Raw genomic sequence first — 16,825 nt, forward strand, 5'->3', positions numbered from 1 at the left:
CGACTAACCCCCCTGAACCCGCTATACTCACTCTCCCAATTTGAGTATGGCGGGTTTACTTTTTATGAAATACATCGGAGCGCACGTCAGCGCCGCAGGCGGTCTGGCCAACGCCGCAATTCGGGCCGCAGAAATCGAAGCGACCGCTTTCGCCCTGTTCACCAAAAATCAGCGTCAGTGGCGCGCCGCGCCGTTGACCACCGAGATTATCGACGACTTCAAAGCCGCCTGTGAAAAGTACCACTACACCCCGGCGCAAATTCTGCCGCACGACAGCTACCTGATTAACCTCGGCCATCCGGTTGAAGAAGCGCTGGAGAAATCCCGGGAAGCCTTTATCGACGAGCTGACGCGCTGTCAGCAACTGGGACTGACGTTGCTGAACTTCCATCCGGGCAGCCACCTGTTGCAGATTGATGAAGACAAATGTCTGGCGCGGATTGCCGAATCCATCAACATCGCGCTGGCGCAAACCGAAGGCGTGACGGCGGTGATCGAGAATACCGCCGGTCAGGGTAGCAACCTTGGCTTTAAGTTTGAGCATCTGGCAGCGATCATTGACGGCGTAGAAGACAAGTCGCGCGTCGGCGTATGCATTGATACCTGCCACGCTTTTGCCGCCGGCTACGACCTGCGCACCAAAGAAGCCTGTGCAGACACCTTCGCGGAATTTGAACGTATTGTCGGCTTCCAGTACCTGCGCGGTATGCACCTGAACGACGCCAAAAGCGAGTTCGGCAGCCGCGTTGACCGCCACCATAGTCTGGGCGAAGGTAACATCGGCCACGACGCGTTCCGCTTTATCATGCAGGATGAGCGTTTTGACGGTATCCCGCTGGTGCTGGAAACCATTAATCCGGATATCTGGGCGGAAGAAATTGCGTGGCTGAAAGCGCAGCAGACTGAGTCTGCTGCGGCTTGATTGCCCGGTGGCGCTTACCGGGCCTACTGATTCGGGTAGGCATGATAAAGCGTAGCCGCCATCAGGCGTAAAAAAAGGGCCGAATAAATCGGCCCTTTTTCACATTCACTGAACGCTTACGCTTTTACCGCAACTTCACCTTCCGGGCGCTTCAGCACCGCGTAAGAGAGGCCTGCCACCAGCGTACCCGCGACAATCGCAATCAGGTAGCCCAGCACCGGCGTGATAGCGCCAGGAATCAGCAGAACAAACAGACCACCATGCGGTGCCATCAGCTTCGCGCCTACCGCCATCGAGATAGCGCCGGTTACCGCGCCGCCAACGATACAGCATGGCAGAACGCGCATCGGGTCACGGGCAGCGAACGGAATCGCCCCTTCAGAGATAAAGCACAGCCCCAGCACCAGCGCCGCTTTACCGCCTTCACGTTGACCTTTGTCGAACTTGTTACGCGCAACCAGCGTCGCGATACCCATCGCCAGCGGTGGCACCATACCGGCAGCCATAATCGCCGCCATCGGCGCATAGGTTTGGGTAGACAGCAGACCCACGCCAAACGCGTATGCCGCTTTGTTCACCGGACCACCCATATCGGTACACATCATCGCCCCAAGGATAGCGCCCAGCAGGACTGCGTTAGCGGTGCCCATGGTTTGCAACCAGTGGGTCAGCCAGTTCAGCAGCGCCGCAACCGGCGTACCGATCAGGTAGATCATGGCCAGACCGACAATCAGGCTGGAGACCAGCGGGATGATCAGAATCGGCTTCAGCGCTTCCATGCTCGGCGGCAGCTTCAGCTTAGTACTGATAAGTTTCGCCACGTAACCGGCCAGGAAACCGGCAATGATACCGCCGATAAAGCCGGAACCGCCGCTCACCGCCAGCATACCGCCGATAAGACCCGGCGTCAGACCCGGACGGTCAGCGATGGAGAAGGCAATAAAGCCTGCCAGCACCGGTACCATCAGGGCAAAGGCTGAACCACCGCCGATCTGCATCAGCGCCGCGGCCAGCGTACCTTTGACTTCAAAGGCTTTAATACCAAACGCGAAGGACAGCGCGATACACAGACCGCCCGCCACCACCATCGGCAGCATGTAGGAAACGCCGGTCAGCAGGTGACGATACGCCCCGCCGCCACTCTCTTTTTTCGCCGCATCGGCAGGCGATTTGCTCTGGCCAGCAGGCTGGTAAGGCTTGGCCTCAACCATCGCTTTGTCCAGCTCCTGCGCGGTTTTCTTCAGCGCCAGACCGGTCGTGGTGCGATACATCGGCTTACCGGCAAATTTCGCCAGATCCACTTCGATATCCGCCGCGACGATAACCAGGTCAGCCTGTTCAACTTCTTCCGGCGTGATGGCATTGCCAGCGCCCACGGAACCGCGGGTTTCTACTTTCACCCACAGGCCGCGCTTTTTGGCCTCGGTTTCAATCGCTTCCGCCGCCATAAAGGTGTGCGCAACGCCGGTTGGGCATGCGGTCACCGCGACAATACGCTTCACCGCGCCGGTTGCCGTCGGCTCGGCCTGCGCCGGAGCTTCATAGGGCAGCGCGTGCGATTTGGCTTCGCTCAGGAACAGTTCCGGATGAGAAACCGCGCGATTGATATCGCCAAGATAAACCTGTTTGCCTACCAGCGCAGTATCGGCTGGCAGCGTGGAACCCAGCACGATGGCCAGTTCGGCATCGTTTGGGTTATCAATTAACTCCAGGCGCGCTTTCTGCGCCGCCGCGCCCAGCAGGGTCTTCGCCATATAAGCACGAGCCTGTCCGAGTTTGGCATCGATAATCAGCAGCGTTTTCATACGCCTCTCCCCTGCTGTTAGTTAAAAGGTTTCAGGTCGACACGCGCCATCATCGCGGCCAACTGGGTACGGTCGGTAATACCGACGTTGCTCTGGCTTACTGCTAACGCCGCAACGGCGGTGGCAAGACGCAGGGTATGATCGCTGGACTCGCGCATCAGCAGGCCATAAATCAGACCGCCAACCATCGAATCCCCTGCCCCTACGGTGCTCACGACTTCCACTGACGGCGGCTTGGCAATCCATTCGCCGGAGGCATTCACCCACAGCGCGCCTTCCGCGCCCAGCGAAATCACCACGTGGGCGATACCCTGCTCACGCAGCGCGTGGGCGGCATCGATCACGTCTTTCATTTCAGGCAGCTTACGGCCTGCCCAGATTTCCAGCTCGCGGCGGTTCGGTTTCACCAGCCACGGTGCGGCTTTCAAACCCGCAACCAGCGCTTCGCGGCTGCTGTCGAAAATAATGCAAGGGCACTGGCTGCGCAGACGGGTCATCCAGTCGGTGAACGCTTCCGGGCTGACGCCGGCAGGCAAGCTGCCGCTGACGCACACCATGTCGAACTGGCCCAGCCAGCTCAGGGAATCGTTGACAAAACGCTCCCAGTCCGCCGGAGTGACTTCGAAACCGGAGAAGTTAAAATCAGTAACTTCGCCGTCTTTTTCGGTCAGCTTAACGTTAATGCGCGTGCGGCCCTGCACCACCTGAAAACGGTTGGCAATACCCAGCTCGCTGAACAGCTGCTGAAAACCGTCCTGGTTGTCTTTCCCCAGGAAGCCGCCAACGGTCACATCGATGCCGAGATCTTTCAGCACTTTTGCCACGTTGATGCCTTTACCCGCCGCGTGCAGCCCGGTGGTACGCACCAGGTTAACTTCGCCGCGTTCGATTTCTGGCGTGAACCCTACCAAATCATAGGCCGGGTTTAAGGTAATTGTGGCTACTCTTCTGCTCATTTATGCGCCCTCCCCAAGGCCTGAAGCAATGGCTTCGCCAATGGCGTCCAGCGCCTGGCGAGCATCATCACCCTGGGCGGTAAAGCGCAGACGATGACCTTTTTTGACACCCAACGCGACCACCTTCATCAGGCTGCGACCGTTAGCCGGTTTACCGCTGCCGTCGAGGTTGGTGACGGTGATGTCACTGTTAAACTGTTTAATGGTATTTACCAGCATGGTGCCCGGTCGAGCGTGCAGACCGTGTTCGTTACGCACCACGAACTCTTCGCTCAGCACATCATCAGCCGCTGCATCATCGCTGGTCAGCAATGCCAGCAGCGTGGCGGCATCAGCTTTCAGCAGACGTTCAGCTTTGTTGTCGAGCAGCAGGTTGACCAGGCGGTTCAGCACCGCGGTCGGCTGCGTATCGGCCATCGCCACGGTGAGCAGCACGGAAGCCGTCTCCTCGCCTACAGCAAACGGAGTGGCCGCGCGGCTTACCGCGATAGCGCTGCGCAGGTTGCCTTCCGCACTGTCGCTCAGCCAGATGCCCTGCCCCAGATTCAGCGGCTGCTCGTTGATCACTTTCGCCACGAAGTTCGCATCCGCAGCACCGGCTTCTTTCAGCCGCGCGGCGTTCAGCGCCTGCAGCGTCACCAGATCGCTGGCGGCAACGTCCAGAGACAGCATATCGTTGTCCAGCTTCAGCGCTTCGCTCTGTTTTTCGCCCATCAACAAGGCGCGAAGTTCTTCCGCGGTGGTGGCGGTCTTCAGCTGTTCAGCTACCTCGTCATCGCTCAGCACGTGCGTCAGCTGACGCAGCAGGCCAAGATGCTCATCGGAGCTGGCGGCAATACCAATAGCGACATAGGCGGTCTGCCCTTCACCCCAGGTTACGCCCTGCGGAAACTGGTAAACCTGAACGCCGGTTTTCAGCACCTGATCGCGGGTATCGGTAGTACCGTGCGGAATCGCAATGCCGTTACCTAAGAATGTGGAGGTTTGTTGCTCACGCGCCAGCATGCCGGCGACGTAGCCTTCCGCAACGTTACCCGCGCTAACCAGCGCAGCGGCAACCTGGCGAATAGCCTCTTCTTTATTTGCGGCCTGCTGGCCGGGATGGATATCCTGAACAGTTAACTGGAACATGGTTCCCCTCGCTCGCTGAATTGAATCGATTCAGCTTTTGTGAGAAAAAATCGCCGTACCTGCCTGAGTTACTGCGGAAGACGACGCTGAAACGTTTCAATAATTCTGTGCCTTTCTTAATCAGCCTGCAAGTTTTGCTGGCAAATTGATCGCATAAATTAGATCCACAGCACATTTCGTTAGCATTATTGCCACATTTGCTGAAGCGGGATGACGCTCACCTTCACCACTTCAGCATGATGTAAGCTCGTTTTTTGAAATGCGTTTTTAATTTTCCGTGCCAAATTTGATTTAGGTGACTGTTCATAATCTGGCTCGCGGCGTAAACTCGCCGCCTCTCCTACAGTGACCGATACAACACCATGCAAAACAGTACCGCCGCCGCCCCACGGCGATCGCTTGATTTCACCTCGACCTCTTTTTTGATCGTCGCGTTTTTAACCGGTATCGCCGGTGCGCTGCAAACGCCGACGCTGAGCCTGTTTCTCAGTAATGAGGTCCACGTCCGCCCGGCAATGGTCGGTTTTTTCTTTACGGGAAGCGCGGTGATTGGCATTTTCGTCAGCCAGTTTCTGGCAGGCTACTCGGATAAACGCGGCGACCGGAAAAACCTGATCGTCTTCTGTTGCCTGCTTGGCGTGCTGGCCTGCGTATTGTTTGCCTGGAACCGCAACTACTTCATCCTGCTGTTCGTGGGTGTGTTCCTCAGCAGCTTCGGCTCTACCGCCAACCCGCAGATGTTTGCTCTCGCCCGTGAGCATGCAGATAAAACGGGCCGTGAAGCGGTGATGTTCAGTTCCATCATGCGCGCCCAGGTGTCGCTGGCATGGGTGATCGGCCCGCCGCTGGCCTATGCGCTGGCGATGGGTTTCGGTTTCACGGTGATGTATCTGTCTGCGGCAGTGGCATTTGTGGTGTGCGGGGCGATGGTCTGGCTGTTTCTGCCGACCATGCGCAAAGAGAAAGTGGCCGTTAGCGGCGCCATTCAGGCACCGCGCACCAACCGCAAAGATGCGTTGCTGCTGTTTGTCATCTGTACCCTGATGTGGGGAACCAACAGCCTCTACATTATCAACATGCCGCTGTACATCATCAACGAACTGCACCTGCCGGAAAAGCTGGCCGGGGTGATGATGGGCACCGCCGCCGGGCTGGAAATCCCGACGATGCTGATTGCGGGCTACTTTGCCAAACGACTGGGTAAACGCTTCCTGATGCGCGTCGCGGCGGTTGCGGGGCTATGCTTCTATATCGGTATGCTGACCTTCAACAGCCCAGCGCTGCTGCTGGCGATGCAGCTGCTGAACGCGATTTATATCGGTATTCTCGGCGGGATTGGCATGCTCTACTTCCAGGATCTCATGCCAGGCCAGGCCGGGTCAGCCACGACACTGTACGCCAACACCTCGCGCGTGGGCTGGATTATCGCCGGTTCACTGGCGGGCGTGGTGGCGGAAATCTGGAACTATCACACCGTGTTCTGGATTGCGCTGGTGCTGTGCGTCGCCACCATCGGCTGTCTGATGCGCATTAAAGACGTTTAGGGCGCCGTCAACGCTTCAAGATCCAGAAGCCAGGTCATCGCCTCTTCCCGGCTCGCACCGCACATGTCGCGCGCGGGCTGAAGCCCGGCGCACACCTTCGGGCGCAGAGGCGAAGTGAAAATTTTACAGCGCTGATTCTCATCCAACTGCACACAGGGCGTGTTAGCCGGCTTGCCGTTGGGCATACCGGGGATCGGGCTGGATATAGAAGGTGCAGTGCAGCAAGCCCCGCAGTCCGGACGACATTCCATCGCGGGTTCTCTGTTAAGGTGACAAGGTGGTTGTGGCGCACAGTACCACCTTTTAATGAGGGTTAGCAAAAGCCTTTAATTCCGCTTGCCTGAAACGCCCGGCGCGAGTACTTTTACGCGATATTTTAGCCCCCTATTTCACAGGATAATTGCAATGCCAAGAGCGAACGAAATTAAAAAAGGTATGGTGCTGAATTACAACGGCAAACTGCTGATTGTAAAAAACATTGATATTCAGTCACCAAGCGCCCGTGGCGCAGCAACGCTGTACAAAATGCGTTTTTCTGACGTCAGCACCGGTCTGAAAGTTGAAGAACGCTTCAAAGGCGACGACATGGTTGATACCGTGACCCTGAACCGCCGCTTCGTTGACTTCTCCTATATCGACGGCAACGAATACGTGTTCATGGATAAAGAAGACTATACCCCGTATGTCTTCTCCCACGACCAGATTGCGGAAGAGCTGCAGTTTATCCCGGAAGGCGGCATGCCGGACATGCAGGTGCTGTTGTGGGACGGCCAGGTGCTGGCGCTGGAACTGCCGCAGACGGTCGATCTGGAAATCGTTGAAACCGCACCGGGCATCAAAGGCGCATCCGCCAGCTCTCGTACCAAGCCAGCTACCCTGACCACCGGTTTGGTTGTGCAGGTGCCGGAATACCTGACCACCGGCGAGAAGATCCGCATCCATATCGAAGAAAAACGCTACATGGGCCGCGCGGACTAAGCGCTGGTTTTCACATAGCAAAAGAAAAGGACAGCCAAATGGCTGTCCTTTTTTTTACTTGCTGTATTGCCCTTCCCCCCAAAAGCAGAGAGAAAAAACCGCGCGATGCGCACCTCGAGGCCCAAGGGCGCCGCGACGGTTGACTCGCTCCTGAGGAGAGAATCAGGACGGGGAAATCATCTTTACAGCAGGTCGCGGAACTTGGTCATTTTCAGCGCCAGCTCAACGCCGCGCACTTCCGCCAGACCTTTCAGACGACCAATCGCGGAGTAGCCCGGGTTGGTTTTCTTCTTCAGGTCGTCCAGCATCTGGTGACCGTGGTCAGGACGCATCGGAATTGGACGCAGGTCGCCCGCTTTCTTACGGCGCTGCTCTTCGGTCAGGATTGCGTCAACCACGGCAACCATGTTCACGTCGCCCTGCAGGTGCGCGGCTTCGTGGAAGGTTTTCGGGTTGTCTTCACGGCAGGTAGAACGCAGGTGCGTGAAGTGGATACGATCGCCGAAGGTTTCAATCATTTTCACCAGATCGTTATCGGCGCGCACGCCGTAAGAACCGGTGCACATGGTGAAGCCGTTGTTGATGCTGTTAACAGTTTCTTTCAGCCACTGCATATCTTCAATGGTGGAAACGATACGCGGCAGGCCGAGGATTGGGCGCGGCGGATCGTCCGGGTGTACGGCAAGGCGCACGCCCACTTCTTCTGCAACCGGCACAATCGCGCGCAGGAACACGGCCATGTTTTCACGCAGCTGATCTTTGCTGATGTGATCGTACTCAGCCAGACGCGCGCGGAACTGGTCCAGGGTATAGCCCTCTTCCGCGCCCGGCAGGCCTGCAATGATGTTACGGGTCAGTTTAGTGACTTCCGCTTCGCTCATCGCGTTGAAATAGTCCAGCGCCTGACGCTGTTCTTCAGCAGAGTAATCCGCTTCCGCACCTTCGCGTTTCAGGATATGCAGCTCGAAAGCCGCAAACGCGATCTGGTCAAAACGCAGCGCTTTAGAGCCGTCTTCCAGGGTGTACTCAAGGTCGGTACGCGTCCAGTCGAGGATCGGCATGAAGTTGTAGCATACGGTGTCGATACCGCATTCCGCCAGGTTGCGGATGCTCTGCTGATAGTTAGCAATCCAGGTCTGGTACTGGCCAGAACCGGTTTTGATATCTTCGTGCACCGGAATACTTTCGACGACGGACCAGGTCAGCCCTTTTTCCGCCAACAGCGCCTGACGCGCTTTGATTTCTTCTACCGGCCACACCTGACCGTTCGGGATATGGTGCAATGCCGTGACTACGCCGGTAGCGCCAGCCTGACGCACATCATCAAGAGATACCGGATCGTTCGGGCCGTACCAACGCCAGGTTTGTTCCATTGCCTCACCTCTAAAGTTGTTATACCAATAAAATCGCTGTTAATGACGACTACCATACATGTTTATTCCGGAGCGTCAAATAATCCGCCTGGATTGATTGATCCAGCTCACACTAACGCGATAAATACGGCACACCAATTCAATTTGCTGTCATATAACTTTACACTGCCGACGTTAATTAATCGTTAATCGGATGTATAAACAATGAAGACAATCGCCTCGTGCACCCTCCCCGCCAACGTGCAGTTACCTCAATATGATAGACAACAGCTGCGTTCGCGAATTGTGCATTTCGGTTTTGGCGCCTTTCACCGCGCGCACCAGGCGCTGTTGACCAACCGGGTGCTCAATCAGCACGGCGGCGACTGGGGAATCTGCGAAATCAGCCTGTTCAGCGGCGACCAGCTGATGAGCCAGCTGCGTCAGCAGGATCATCTGTTTACCGTCATGGAGAAAAGTGCGGCGGGTAACCAGCCGATTATTATTGGCGCGGTAAAAGAGTGCCTGAACGCCAGGCTCGATTCATTGGCGGCGATCATCGAAAAGTTCTGCGAACCTCAGGTGGCGATTGTCTCTCTGACCATTACCGAAAAAGGCTATTGCATCGATCCGGCCACCGGGCATCTGGATCTGACCCAACCGAGGATCGTCCACGATCTGCAAGCGCCTGACGAGCCGCATTCCGCGCCGGGGATCCTTGTCGAGGCGCTGCACCGCCGTCGCGAGCGCGGCCTGCCGGCATTCACCGTACTCTCCTGCGATAACATTCCCGACAACGGCCACGTGGTGAAAAACGCGGTGCTGGACATGGCCGCTAAACGCGATCCGCAACTGGCAAGCTGGATTGCCGAACATGTCAGTTTCCCCGGCACCATGGTTGACCGTATCGTTCCGGCAGCCACCGACGCGTCGCTGGCGGAAATCACCCACGAGCTTGGCGTGGAAGACCCTTGCGCCATCAGCTGCGAGCCGTTTATTCAGTGGGTCATTGAAGATAACTTCGTCGCTGGGCGTCCGGACTGGGGCAGCGTGGGTGCACAACTGGTTGACGACGTACTGCCGTGGGAAGAGATGAAGCTACGGATGCTCAACGGCAGCCATTCCTTCCTCGCCTACCTCGGCTATCTGGCGGGCTACGCGCACATCAGCGACTGTATGCAGGACGCTTCCTACCGCCGCGCCGCACGTCACCTGATGATGGCAGAACAAGCGCCGACCCTGCGTATTTCCGGCGTAGATCTGGGCGCCTATGCCGACAGCCTGATCGAGCGTTTCAGCAACCCGGCGCTCCAGCATCGCACCTGGCAAATCGCCATGGACGGCAGTCAGAAGCTGCCGCAGCGCCTGCTCGACGGTATTCGTATTCATCTTAAACAGGGTAGCCGCTGGCCGCTGCTGGCGCTGGGCGTGGCGGCCTGGATGCGCTACGTGAGCGGCGTGGATGATATGGGCAATGCCATTGATATTCGCGATCCGCTGGCCGAGAAAATTCGCGCTATCGTTGAAACCAGCCACGATGAAAACCGCGTGGCGGCCCTGCTGACGCTGCAAGAAATCTTCGGCAGCGACCTGCCCGCCAACCCGCAGTTTGTGCAGGCCGTGGAACAAGCCTGGCAAAGTCTTGTCCGTGAGGGCGCGCGCCAGGCGGTGCTGACGGCGCTCAACCGTTAACTTTTCCTGCCATCAAGCGGGCCATTTAATCTCAGGCCCGCTTCAGGACTTCTCTTTTGATCCCGTTTTCGCCAGGATAAAGTGATCCAGGTAACACTGTTCTCTTTCATCCCGGAGTTTTCGTGACTAAAACCAATCTGATCACCGGCTTTCTCGGCAGCGGTAAAACTACCTCCATTCTGCACCTGTTGGCCCATAAACCCGCCGATGAAAAATGGGCCGTCCTGGTCAACGAATTTGGCGAGGTGGGCATTGATGGCGCACTGCTGGCCGACAGCGGCGCACTGCTGAAGGAAATTCCCGGTGGCTGCATGTGTTGCGTCAACGGTCTGCCCATGCAGGTCGGCTTAAACACGCTGCTGCGCCAGGGGAAACCGGATCGTCTGCTGATTGAGCCAACCGGCCTGGGCCATCCGAAGCAAATTCTCGATTTGCTCACCGCGCCGGTCTATGAGCCATGGATCGACCTGCGAGCCACACTCTGCGTGATGGACTCACGCCAGTTGCTGGACGAAAAGGTCCTGCATAACGAAAATTTCCGCGATCAGCTGGCGTCCGCCGATATTATCGTCAGCAATAAAGCCGACCGCGCCACCGCTGAGAGCCAACGGGCGATGGCAGAATGGTGGCAGCAGAACGGCGGCGAGCGCCTGCGCGTTGACGCGACCCAGGGCAATATCGACGTCGCCCTGCTTGATATTCCTCGCCGCAATCGGGTTGAACTGAAAGCCAGCGCCGCCCACTCTCACTCACATCCCTCGAACAAGGGCCTGGCGGCGTTAAGTCTGCCGGAACATCAGCGCTGGCGTCGTAGCGTGAACCAGGGTCAGGGTTATTATGCCTGCGGATGGATTTTTGATGCCGATACGACCTTTGACACCATCGGCCTGCTGGAGTGGGCGCGACTCGCCCCGGTTGCCAGACTAAAGGCGGTGATGCGCATTCCTGAAGGCCTGGTGCGTATTAACCGTCAGGGGGCAGACCTGCATATCGAAACGCAAAACGTCGCGCCGCCCGATAGCCGTATTGAACTGATTAACGATGCTGAAAGCGACTGGAATGCACTACAATCGGCGCTGTTGAAACTTCGTTTAGGGTGATACCGCTAAGGTTTGCGCCGAGACTAACTGCGGTGAATATGACGATGCGTACACGTTTTCCCCTGATTTTATTGCTTAACGCCGCTGGCGTTGCGCTCTTTATGTCGTGGTTCCTGCCAGCGAACCACGGGCTGTGGTCGACCGTTGATCTGGCGATATTTCATTTTTTCAATCAGTGGCTGAGCGCCGATAACCTCGGCTACGCATGGTTTTTAGCCATCATCAATAACCGCGCCTTTGACGGCTGTTCGCTGCTGGCAATGGGCTGCCTGATGCTGAGCTTCTGGCTCAAAGAGGATGCCGGTGGCCGCCGCCATATCGTCATTATTGGCCTGGTGATGCTGCTAGCGGCGGTGATCATCAACCAGCTAGCGCAGCACCTGATGCCCGTCACTCGCAGCAGCCCGTCGGTTTCTCTGCCGGGCGTGCACCGCGTCAGTGATTTTATTGCCTTCTCCACCAAAGACGGCTCCCGGGATAGCTTCCCGGGGGATCACGGAATGATGCTGCTGATATTTGCCGCATTTATGTGGCGCTATTTTGGCCGTCGCGCATTTCTTATTTCACTGGTTATTTTTGTGGTTTTTGCCTTCCCAAGGGTCATGATTGGCGCCCATTGGTTTACCGATATCGCCATCGGCTCACTCACCGCCGTTTTGATTGGCGTGCCGTGGGTATTGATGACGCCATTAAGCGATAGGGTCATTGGGTTATTTGAGCGAAATTTACCCTATTTCACTAAACTCAAATCAGGTCATTAAATAACCTTTCCATCTGACATTCCAAAGAGAGGGCTATCGCCCTCTTTTTATTTTTTATATTTCCCTCATCAATGTCATCTTCCGGTCACAATATTCACTCTAATAATGAATGAGTTGTTGATTTTTTACCCGCTAACGCTGAATTTTTACCCATTCACAAATTTTAACTTTGTGTATCACTATTTCTTATAAAAAATCGGCCAAAAGCGCTCGCAATGCCGCTTTCGTTAAGGTAATCTCATTCGCGTTTGTCGTTTCAAAGAGCAATTATTGTGGTCATAAATTAAAGTTTGTGCGCTGCACCACAAATCTGAATTCAAAGAATTGTCTCATTGATTGCGTGTATTTAGTCTCAGACGCGTTTGGCATTTTTTATAACGGCTACGGTCGTTAAGGACTTCAAGGGAAAACAACGAAAATGGTCAAATCTCAGCCGATTTTGAGATATATCTTGCGAGCGATTCCAGCGGTAGCAGTTGCGGTTCTGCTTTCTGCATGTAGTTCAACCAGTAATACCGCAAAGAACATGCATTCTGAGACGCATGCTGTGGGCACCGAAGATGCCTCATCACTGCAAGCCTCTCAGGATGAATTTGAAAATATGGTGCGTAACCTCGACGTGAAATCTCGTCTGATGGATCAATACGCAGGCTGGAAAGGCGTTCGTTACCGTCTGGGCGGCGACACCAAACGTGGTATCGATTGTTCCAGCTTCGTACAACGCACCTTCCGTGAACAGTTCGGTTTAGAGCTGCCGCGCTCCACCTGGGAGCAGCAGGAAACGGGCAAATCCGTTAAACGCAGTCAGCTGCGCACCGGTGATTTAGTGCTGTTCCGTGCCGGTTCTACCGGTCGCCATGTTGGTATCTATATCGGCAACAATCAGTTCGTTCATGCATCCACCAGCAGCGGTGTGACTATTTCCAGCATGAATGAACCATACTGGAACAAGCGTTACAACGAAGCTCGCCGTGTCCTGAGTCGTTCGTAATGAGGTTTACCGTCGGTTTCCCTTGGCTGACGGTAAGCATAAAAAAAGCACTGCTTCGGCAGTGCTTTTTTTATGCTTCATCAGTATTCTTTTCTTTGGCGTTCCGTAGCATAGAGAAGTTGCATGTTCACTCGTTATTCGTCGATTAACCGCCACATTATCTCTTCCAGCGTTGTCGCTGGCCTGATGATTGCTCTGCTTGCCGGGGTGATCCAGTTTTCTGTCTTTCATCATCGTCGCGCGGTACAGTTCGATACCACCATTTCCAGTCTGCAGAACTACCTCAACGGTTATTTTCGCCAGATTCTGGTCACAATGGATTCACTCCAGCCGCTGACCATGAACCCGTGTGACGATGTGTCTTCTGAGCTGACCGCTCGCGCCGCCTTCAGCATGAACGTCCGCGCGTTTCTGCTGGTGAAAGATCATATTGCCTACTGCTCTTCCGCCACTGGACAGATGTCGCTGCCATTAAAAGATCTGGTGCCGGATCTTGATCTCAACAAAACGCACGTCATGGGGATCGTCGCCGGTACGCCGATGATGCCCACCACGCCCGCCTTTGTACTGTGGGTTAAGAGCCCGCTGCTGGAAAATCGCGGTATCTTCGCGTCGATTAACGCCAATTTAATGCCGTGGGTCCTCTACTCATCGAAACAAACGCCGTACAACGGCGTGGCGCTGGTGGTGAACGGCAAAACGGCAATCTCGACCTTTAGCAGCAAACCGCTCGCGCTGAGCGATATTACCGACACCCCGGTGCGCCATGTGAAAATTAAAGGCGTTCCACTGGAGGTGTATCTTTATAGTAACGCCTCGGGTACCGATAACTCGCTCTATGCGCTGCTATTAGGCCTGACCTGCGGTCTGATTGGCGGGCTGCTGTGCTTCTATATCCTGACCATTCGCTCACGACCGGGGAAAGAGATCCTCTCTGCCATCAAGCATCGTCAGTTCTATGTGGTTTATCAGCCGGTGGTAGACGCCAAAAATCAGCAGATTGCCGGAGTCGAAGCGCTCATGCGCTGGGCGCATCCGACCGCAGGCAATATTCCGCCGGATGCCTTTATCAGTTTTGCCGAAGCCCAGAATCTGATCGTTCCCCTCACCCAGCATCTGTTCGAACTGATCGCCAGTGATGCCGCCACCCTGAAAGACATTCTGCCTCCCGGCGCGAAGCTGGGAATCAACATCGCGCCGGGGCATCTGCACGCGGAAAGTTTCCAGAAAGATATCCGTCAGCTCGCGGCAAGCCTGCCCGACAACTATTTCCAACTGGTGCTGGAAATCACCGAACGCGACATGCTCCATCTGGAAAAGGCGATGAGTCTGTTCAGCTGGCTGCGTGGCGAAGGTATTGAGGTGGCGATTGATGACTTCGGTACCGGCCACAGCGCATTGATTTACCTTGAGCGTTTTACCCTCGATTATCTGAAGATCGATCGCGGTTTTGTCAGCGCCATTGGCCGGGAGACGATTACCTCTCCGGTGCTGGATGCCGTGCTGACGCTGACTCAGCGGCTGGATATTGTCACGGTAGCCGAAGGCGTGGAAACAGAAGAACAGGCGGCCTGGCTGCGTGACCATGGCGTCGATTTTCTGCAGGGCTACCTGATAAGCCGCCCACTGACGCTGAAAGACCTGACGGCGGAATACCATAAGCCTGCAAAGTATTTCACAACGGAATGACGCTCGATTAAGATTTCGTGATAAAAGATGTGTTCAATCAAGATGTTTCAATGCGGGGTAGCCCTGTCGTGATCATAGCGCGTATCTGTTTTGCCCTGCTGCTGCTTTGCGTTTTACCGACGCAGGCACAAACGATCAAAGAGAGTTTCGCTTTTGCGGTGATCGGCGAGCCCAAATACGACGTTGATTTCCACCACTTTGACTACGTTAACCCCGCGGCCCCCAAAGGCGGCAGCGTCACGCTTGCGGCTATCGGCACCTTCGATAACTTTAACCGCTATGCGCTGCGCGGCAATGCCGCCGTTCGCACTGAATCGCTGTACGACGCGCTGTTCACGACCTCCGACGATGAGCCAGGCAGCTACTATCCGCTGGTTGCCGACCGCGCGCGTTATGCTGACGATTATTCGTGGATGGAACTGACGATTAACCCTCGCGCCCGTTTTCACGACGGCAGCCCAATCACCGCCGAAGATGTCGCTTTTACCTTCCACAAATTTATGACCGAGGGCGTGCCGCAGTTCCGCCTGATTTACAAAGGATCGACCGTCAAAGCTATCGCCCCGCTTACCGTGCGTATTGAGCTGGCAAAGCCCGGTAAAGAAGATATGCTCGGGCTGTTTACGCTGCCAATTCTGCCGGAAAAATTCTGGAAAAATCATAAACTCAGCGATCCGCTCAGCACGCCGCCGCTGGCCAGTGGGCCGTACCGCATCAGCAGTTGGAAGATGGGGCAATACATTGTCTATTCCCGCGTCAAAAACTACTGGGGCGCCGATTTACCGGTTAACCGTGGGCGCTGGAATTTCGACACGCTACGCTACGACTACTATCTGGATGATAACGTCGCCTTCGAGGCCTTTAAGGCGGGAGCCTATGACGTGCGCTCCGAGAGCAGCGCCAAAAACTGGGCCACCCGCTATATTGGCAAAAACTTTACCAGCGGTTATATCGTGAAAGATCAGCAAAAGAACGATGCCGCGCAGGATACCCGCTGGCTCGCCTTTAACATCCAGCGACCGGTATTTGCCGACCGTCGGGTGCGTCAGGCGGTCAGCCTGGCGTTTGATTTTGAGTGGATGAACAAGGCGCTGTTCTATAACGCTTACAGCCGCCCCAACAGCTATTTTCAGAACACCGAGTACGCCGCCCGCGGCTATCCTGACGCCGACGAACTGGTTCTGCTGGGGCCGCTAAAAGACCAGCTGCCGCCGGAAGTGTTTACCTCGATTTATCAGCCGCCGACGTCGAACGGCGACGGCTTCGACCGCGAAAATCTGCTCAAGGCAGGACAGCTGTTGGATGAAGCGGGTTGGGTTCTGAAGGGGCAACAGCGGGTCAATGAAAAAACCGGTCAGCCGCTGCGCTTCGAACTGCTGCTGGCCTCCGGTGGAAACGATCAGTGGGTGATGCCCTTCCAGCATAATTTACAGCGGCTTGGCGTCAGAATGGACATCCGCCAGGTGGATATTTCCCAGCTCACCAACCGCCTGCGTAAGCGCGATTATGACATGATGCCAAGCCTATGGCGGGCGACGCCGTGGCCCAGCGCGGATTTACAGATCTCCTGGTCGTCGGCCTACATCAACTCGTCGTACAATGCGCCTGGCGTCGCTAACCCGGCGATTGATAGCCTGATCAATCAGATCATTCGCTGGCAGGGCAATAAGCAGAAGCTGGTACCACTCGGCCGTGCGCTCGACCGGGTGCTAACCTGGAATAATTACATGCTACCGATGTGGTACATGTCCGGGAGCCGTACGGCCTACTGGAATAAGTTCTCTTACCCACAGGTGCATCCGCTCTATTCATCATCCGGCATTGACGCGCCCGGTTTTGACACCTGGTGGTATGACGTCAACAAGGCAGCCACGCTGCCTGCATCACGACGCTAAGGAGAGAAC

General features: G+C 55.9%; 14 protein-coding genes. 9 read left to right on the forward strand and 5 right to left on the reverse strand.

Annotated features, from left to right (window positions below; all coding sequences use genetic code 11):
• Positions 1-64 precede the first annotated feature (64 nt).
• Positions 65-922: a deoxyribonuclease IV gene (gene nfo / locus K7B04_RS21645; RefSeq protein WP_223803004.1), complete on the forward strand. Its 858-nt coding sequence runs from the start codon at positions 65-67 to the stop codon at positions 920-922.
• 116 nt (positions 923-1,038) lie between these two features.
• On the opposite strand, the gene fruA is transcribed toward nfo, so the two are convergent.
• Genes fruA through fruB form a run of 3 tightly spaced genes read right to left on the reverse strand, consistent with a single transcriptional unit; the run spans position 1,039 to position 4,814 of the window.
• The gene (gene fruA / locus K7B04_RS21650; RefSeq protein ID WP_167575420.1) at positions 1,039-2,727 is read right to left on the reverse strand and encodes a PTS fructose transporter subunit IIBC; all 1,689 of its coding nucleotides are present in this window, start codon (positions 2,725-2,727) and stop codon (positions 1,039-1,041) included.
• Between the two features lie 17 nt (positions 2,728-2,744).
• A complete protein-coding gene (gene fruK / locus K7B04_RS21655; RefSeq protein WP_223803005.1) occupies positions 2,745-3,683 on the reverse strand; it encodes a 1-phosphofructokinase in 939 nt (312 codons plus the stop codon).
• On the reverse strand, positions 3,684-4,814 hold the full coding sequence (gene fruB / locus K7B04_RS21660; protein ID WP_163447597.1) for a fused PTS fructose transporter subunit IIA/HPr protein: 1,131 nt from the start codon (positions 4,812-4,814) through the stop codon (positions 3,684-3,686). It abuts the gene before it with no gap.
• Between the two features lie 362 nt (positions 4,815-5,176).
• On the opposite strand from fruB, the gene setB reads away from it, so the two are divergent.
• Positions 5,177-6,358 carry a sugar efflux transporter SetB gene (setB, locus tag K7B04_RS21665; protein ID WP_223803006.1) on the forward strand — a complete coding sequence of 394 codons (1,182 nt, stop codon included), beginning with the start codon at positions 5,177-5,179 and terminating at the stop codon, positions 6,356-6,358.
• On the opposite strand, the gene K7B04_RS21670 is transcribed toward setB, so the two are convergent.
• Positions 6,355-6,609, reverse strand: a complete 255-nt coding sequence (locus K7B04_RS21670) for a YkgJ family cysteine cluster protein (RefSeq protein ID WP_163447595.1) — start codon at positions 6,607-6,609, stop codon at positions 6,355-6,357. The two genes, setB and K7B04_RS21670, sit on opposite strands and share 4 nt — an antisense overlap.
• A 154-nt stretch (positions 6,610-6,763) precedes the next feature.
• Here K7B04_RS21670 and yeiP point away from each other — a divergent pair, with 154 nt between their 5' ends.
• Entirely contained in the window at positions 6,764-7,336 is a 573-nt protein-coding gene (yeiP, locus tag K7B04_RS21675) for an elongation factor P-like protein YeiP (RefSeq protein ID WP_163447594.1), read from the forward strand.
• 182 nt (positions 7,337-7,518) lie between these two features.
• Here the strand turns inward: yeiP and uxuA are convergent, their stop codons facing one another.
• Entirely contained in the window at positions 7,519-8,709 is a 1,191-nt protein-coding gene (uxuA, locus tag K7B04_RS21680) for a mannonate dehydratase (protein ID WP_163447593.1), read from the reverse strand.
• A gap of 204 nt (positions 8,710-8,913) precedes the next feature.
• Between uxuA and K7B04_RS21685 the strand changes: the two genes are divergently transcribed.
• The 6 genes from K7B04_RS21685 (at position 8,914) to K7B04_RS21710 (ending at position 16,816) form a co-directional block, all read left to right on the forward strand.
• Entirely contained in the window at positions 8,914-10,380 is a 1,467-nt protein-coding gene (locus K7B04_RS21685; protein ID WP_223803007.1) for a fructuronate reductase, read from the forward strand.
• A 122-nt stretch (positions 10,381-10,502) separates the two neighbouring features.
• Positions 10,503-11,480, forward strand: a complete 978-nt coding sequence (locus K7B04_RS21690; protein WP_163447591.1) for a GTP-binding protein — start codon at positions 10,503-10,505, stop codon at positions 11,478-11,480.
• 44 nt (positions 11,481-11,524) lie between these two features.
• Positions 11,525-12,241, forward strand: a complete 717-nt coding sequence (locus tag K7B04_RS21695; protein ID WP_167575416.1) for a phosphatase PAP2 family protein — start codon at positions 11,525-11,527, stop codon at positions 12,239-12,241.
• 418 nt (positions 12,242-12,659) lie between these two features.
• Positions 12,660-13,232 (forward strand): bifunctional murein DD-endopeptidase/murein LD-carboxypeptidase, encoded by a 573-nt coding sequence (mepS, locus tag K7B04_RS21700; protein ID WP_064544062.1) that lies wholly within the window; start codon positions 12,660-12,662, stop codon positions 13,230-13,232.
• A gap of 123 nt (positions 13,233-13,355) precedes the next feature.
• The gene (locus K7B04_RS21705; protein WP_163447589.1) at positions 13,356-14,921 is read left to right on the forward strand and encodes a cyclic di-GMP phosphodiesterase; all 1,566 of its coding nucleotides are present in this window, start codon (positions 13,356-13,358) and stop codon (positions 14,919-14,921) included.
• 71 nt (positions 14,922-14,992) lie between these two features.
• Positions 14,993-16,816 carry an extracellular solute-binding protein gene (locus K7B04_RS21710; protein WP_223804213.1) on the forward strand — a complete coding sequence of 608 codons (1,824 nt, stop codon included), beginning with the start codon at positions 14,993-14,995 and terminating at the stop codon, positions 16,814-16,816.
• Positions 16,817-16,825: the final 9 nt, after the last annotated feature.

The organism is Kluyvera sp. CRP (assembly GCF_019930565.1).
Classification (GTDB): Bacteria; Pseudomonadota; Gammaproteobacteria; order Enterobacterales; family Enterobacteriaceae; genus Kluyvera; species Kluyvera georgiana_A.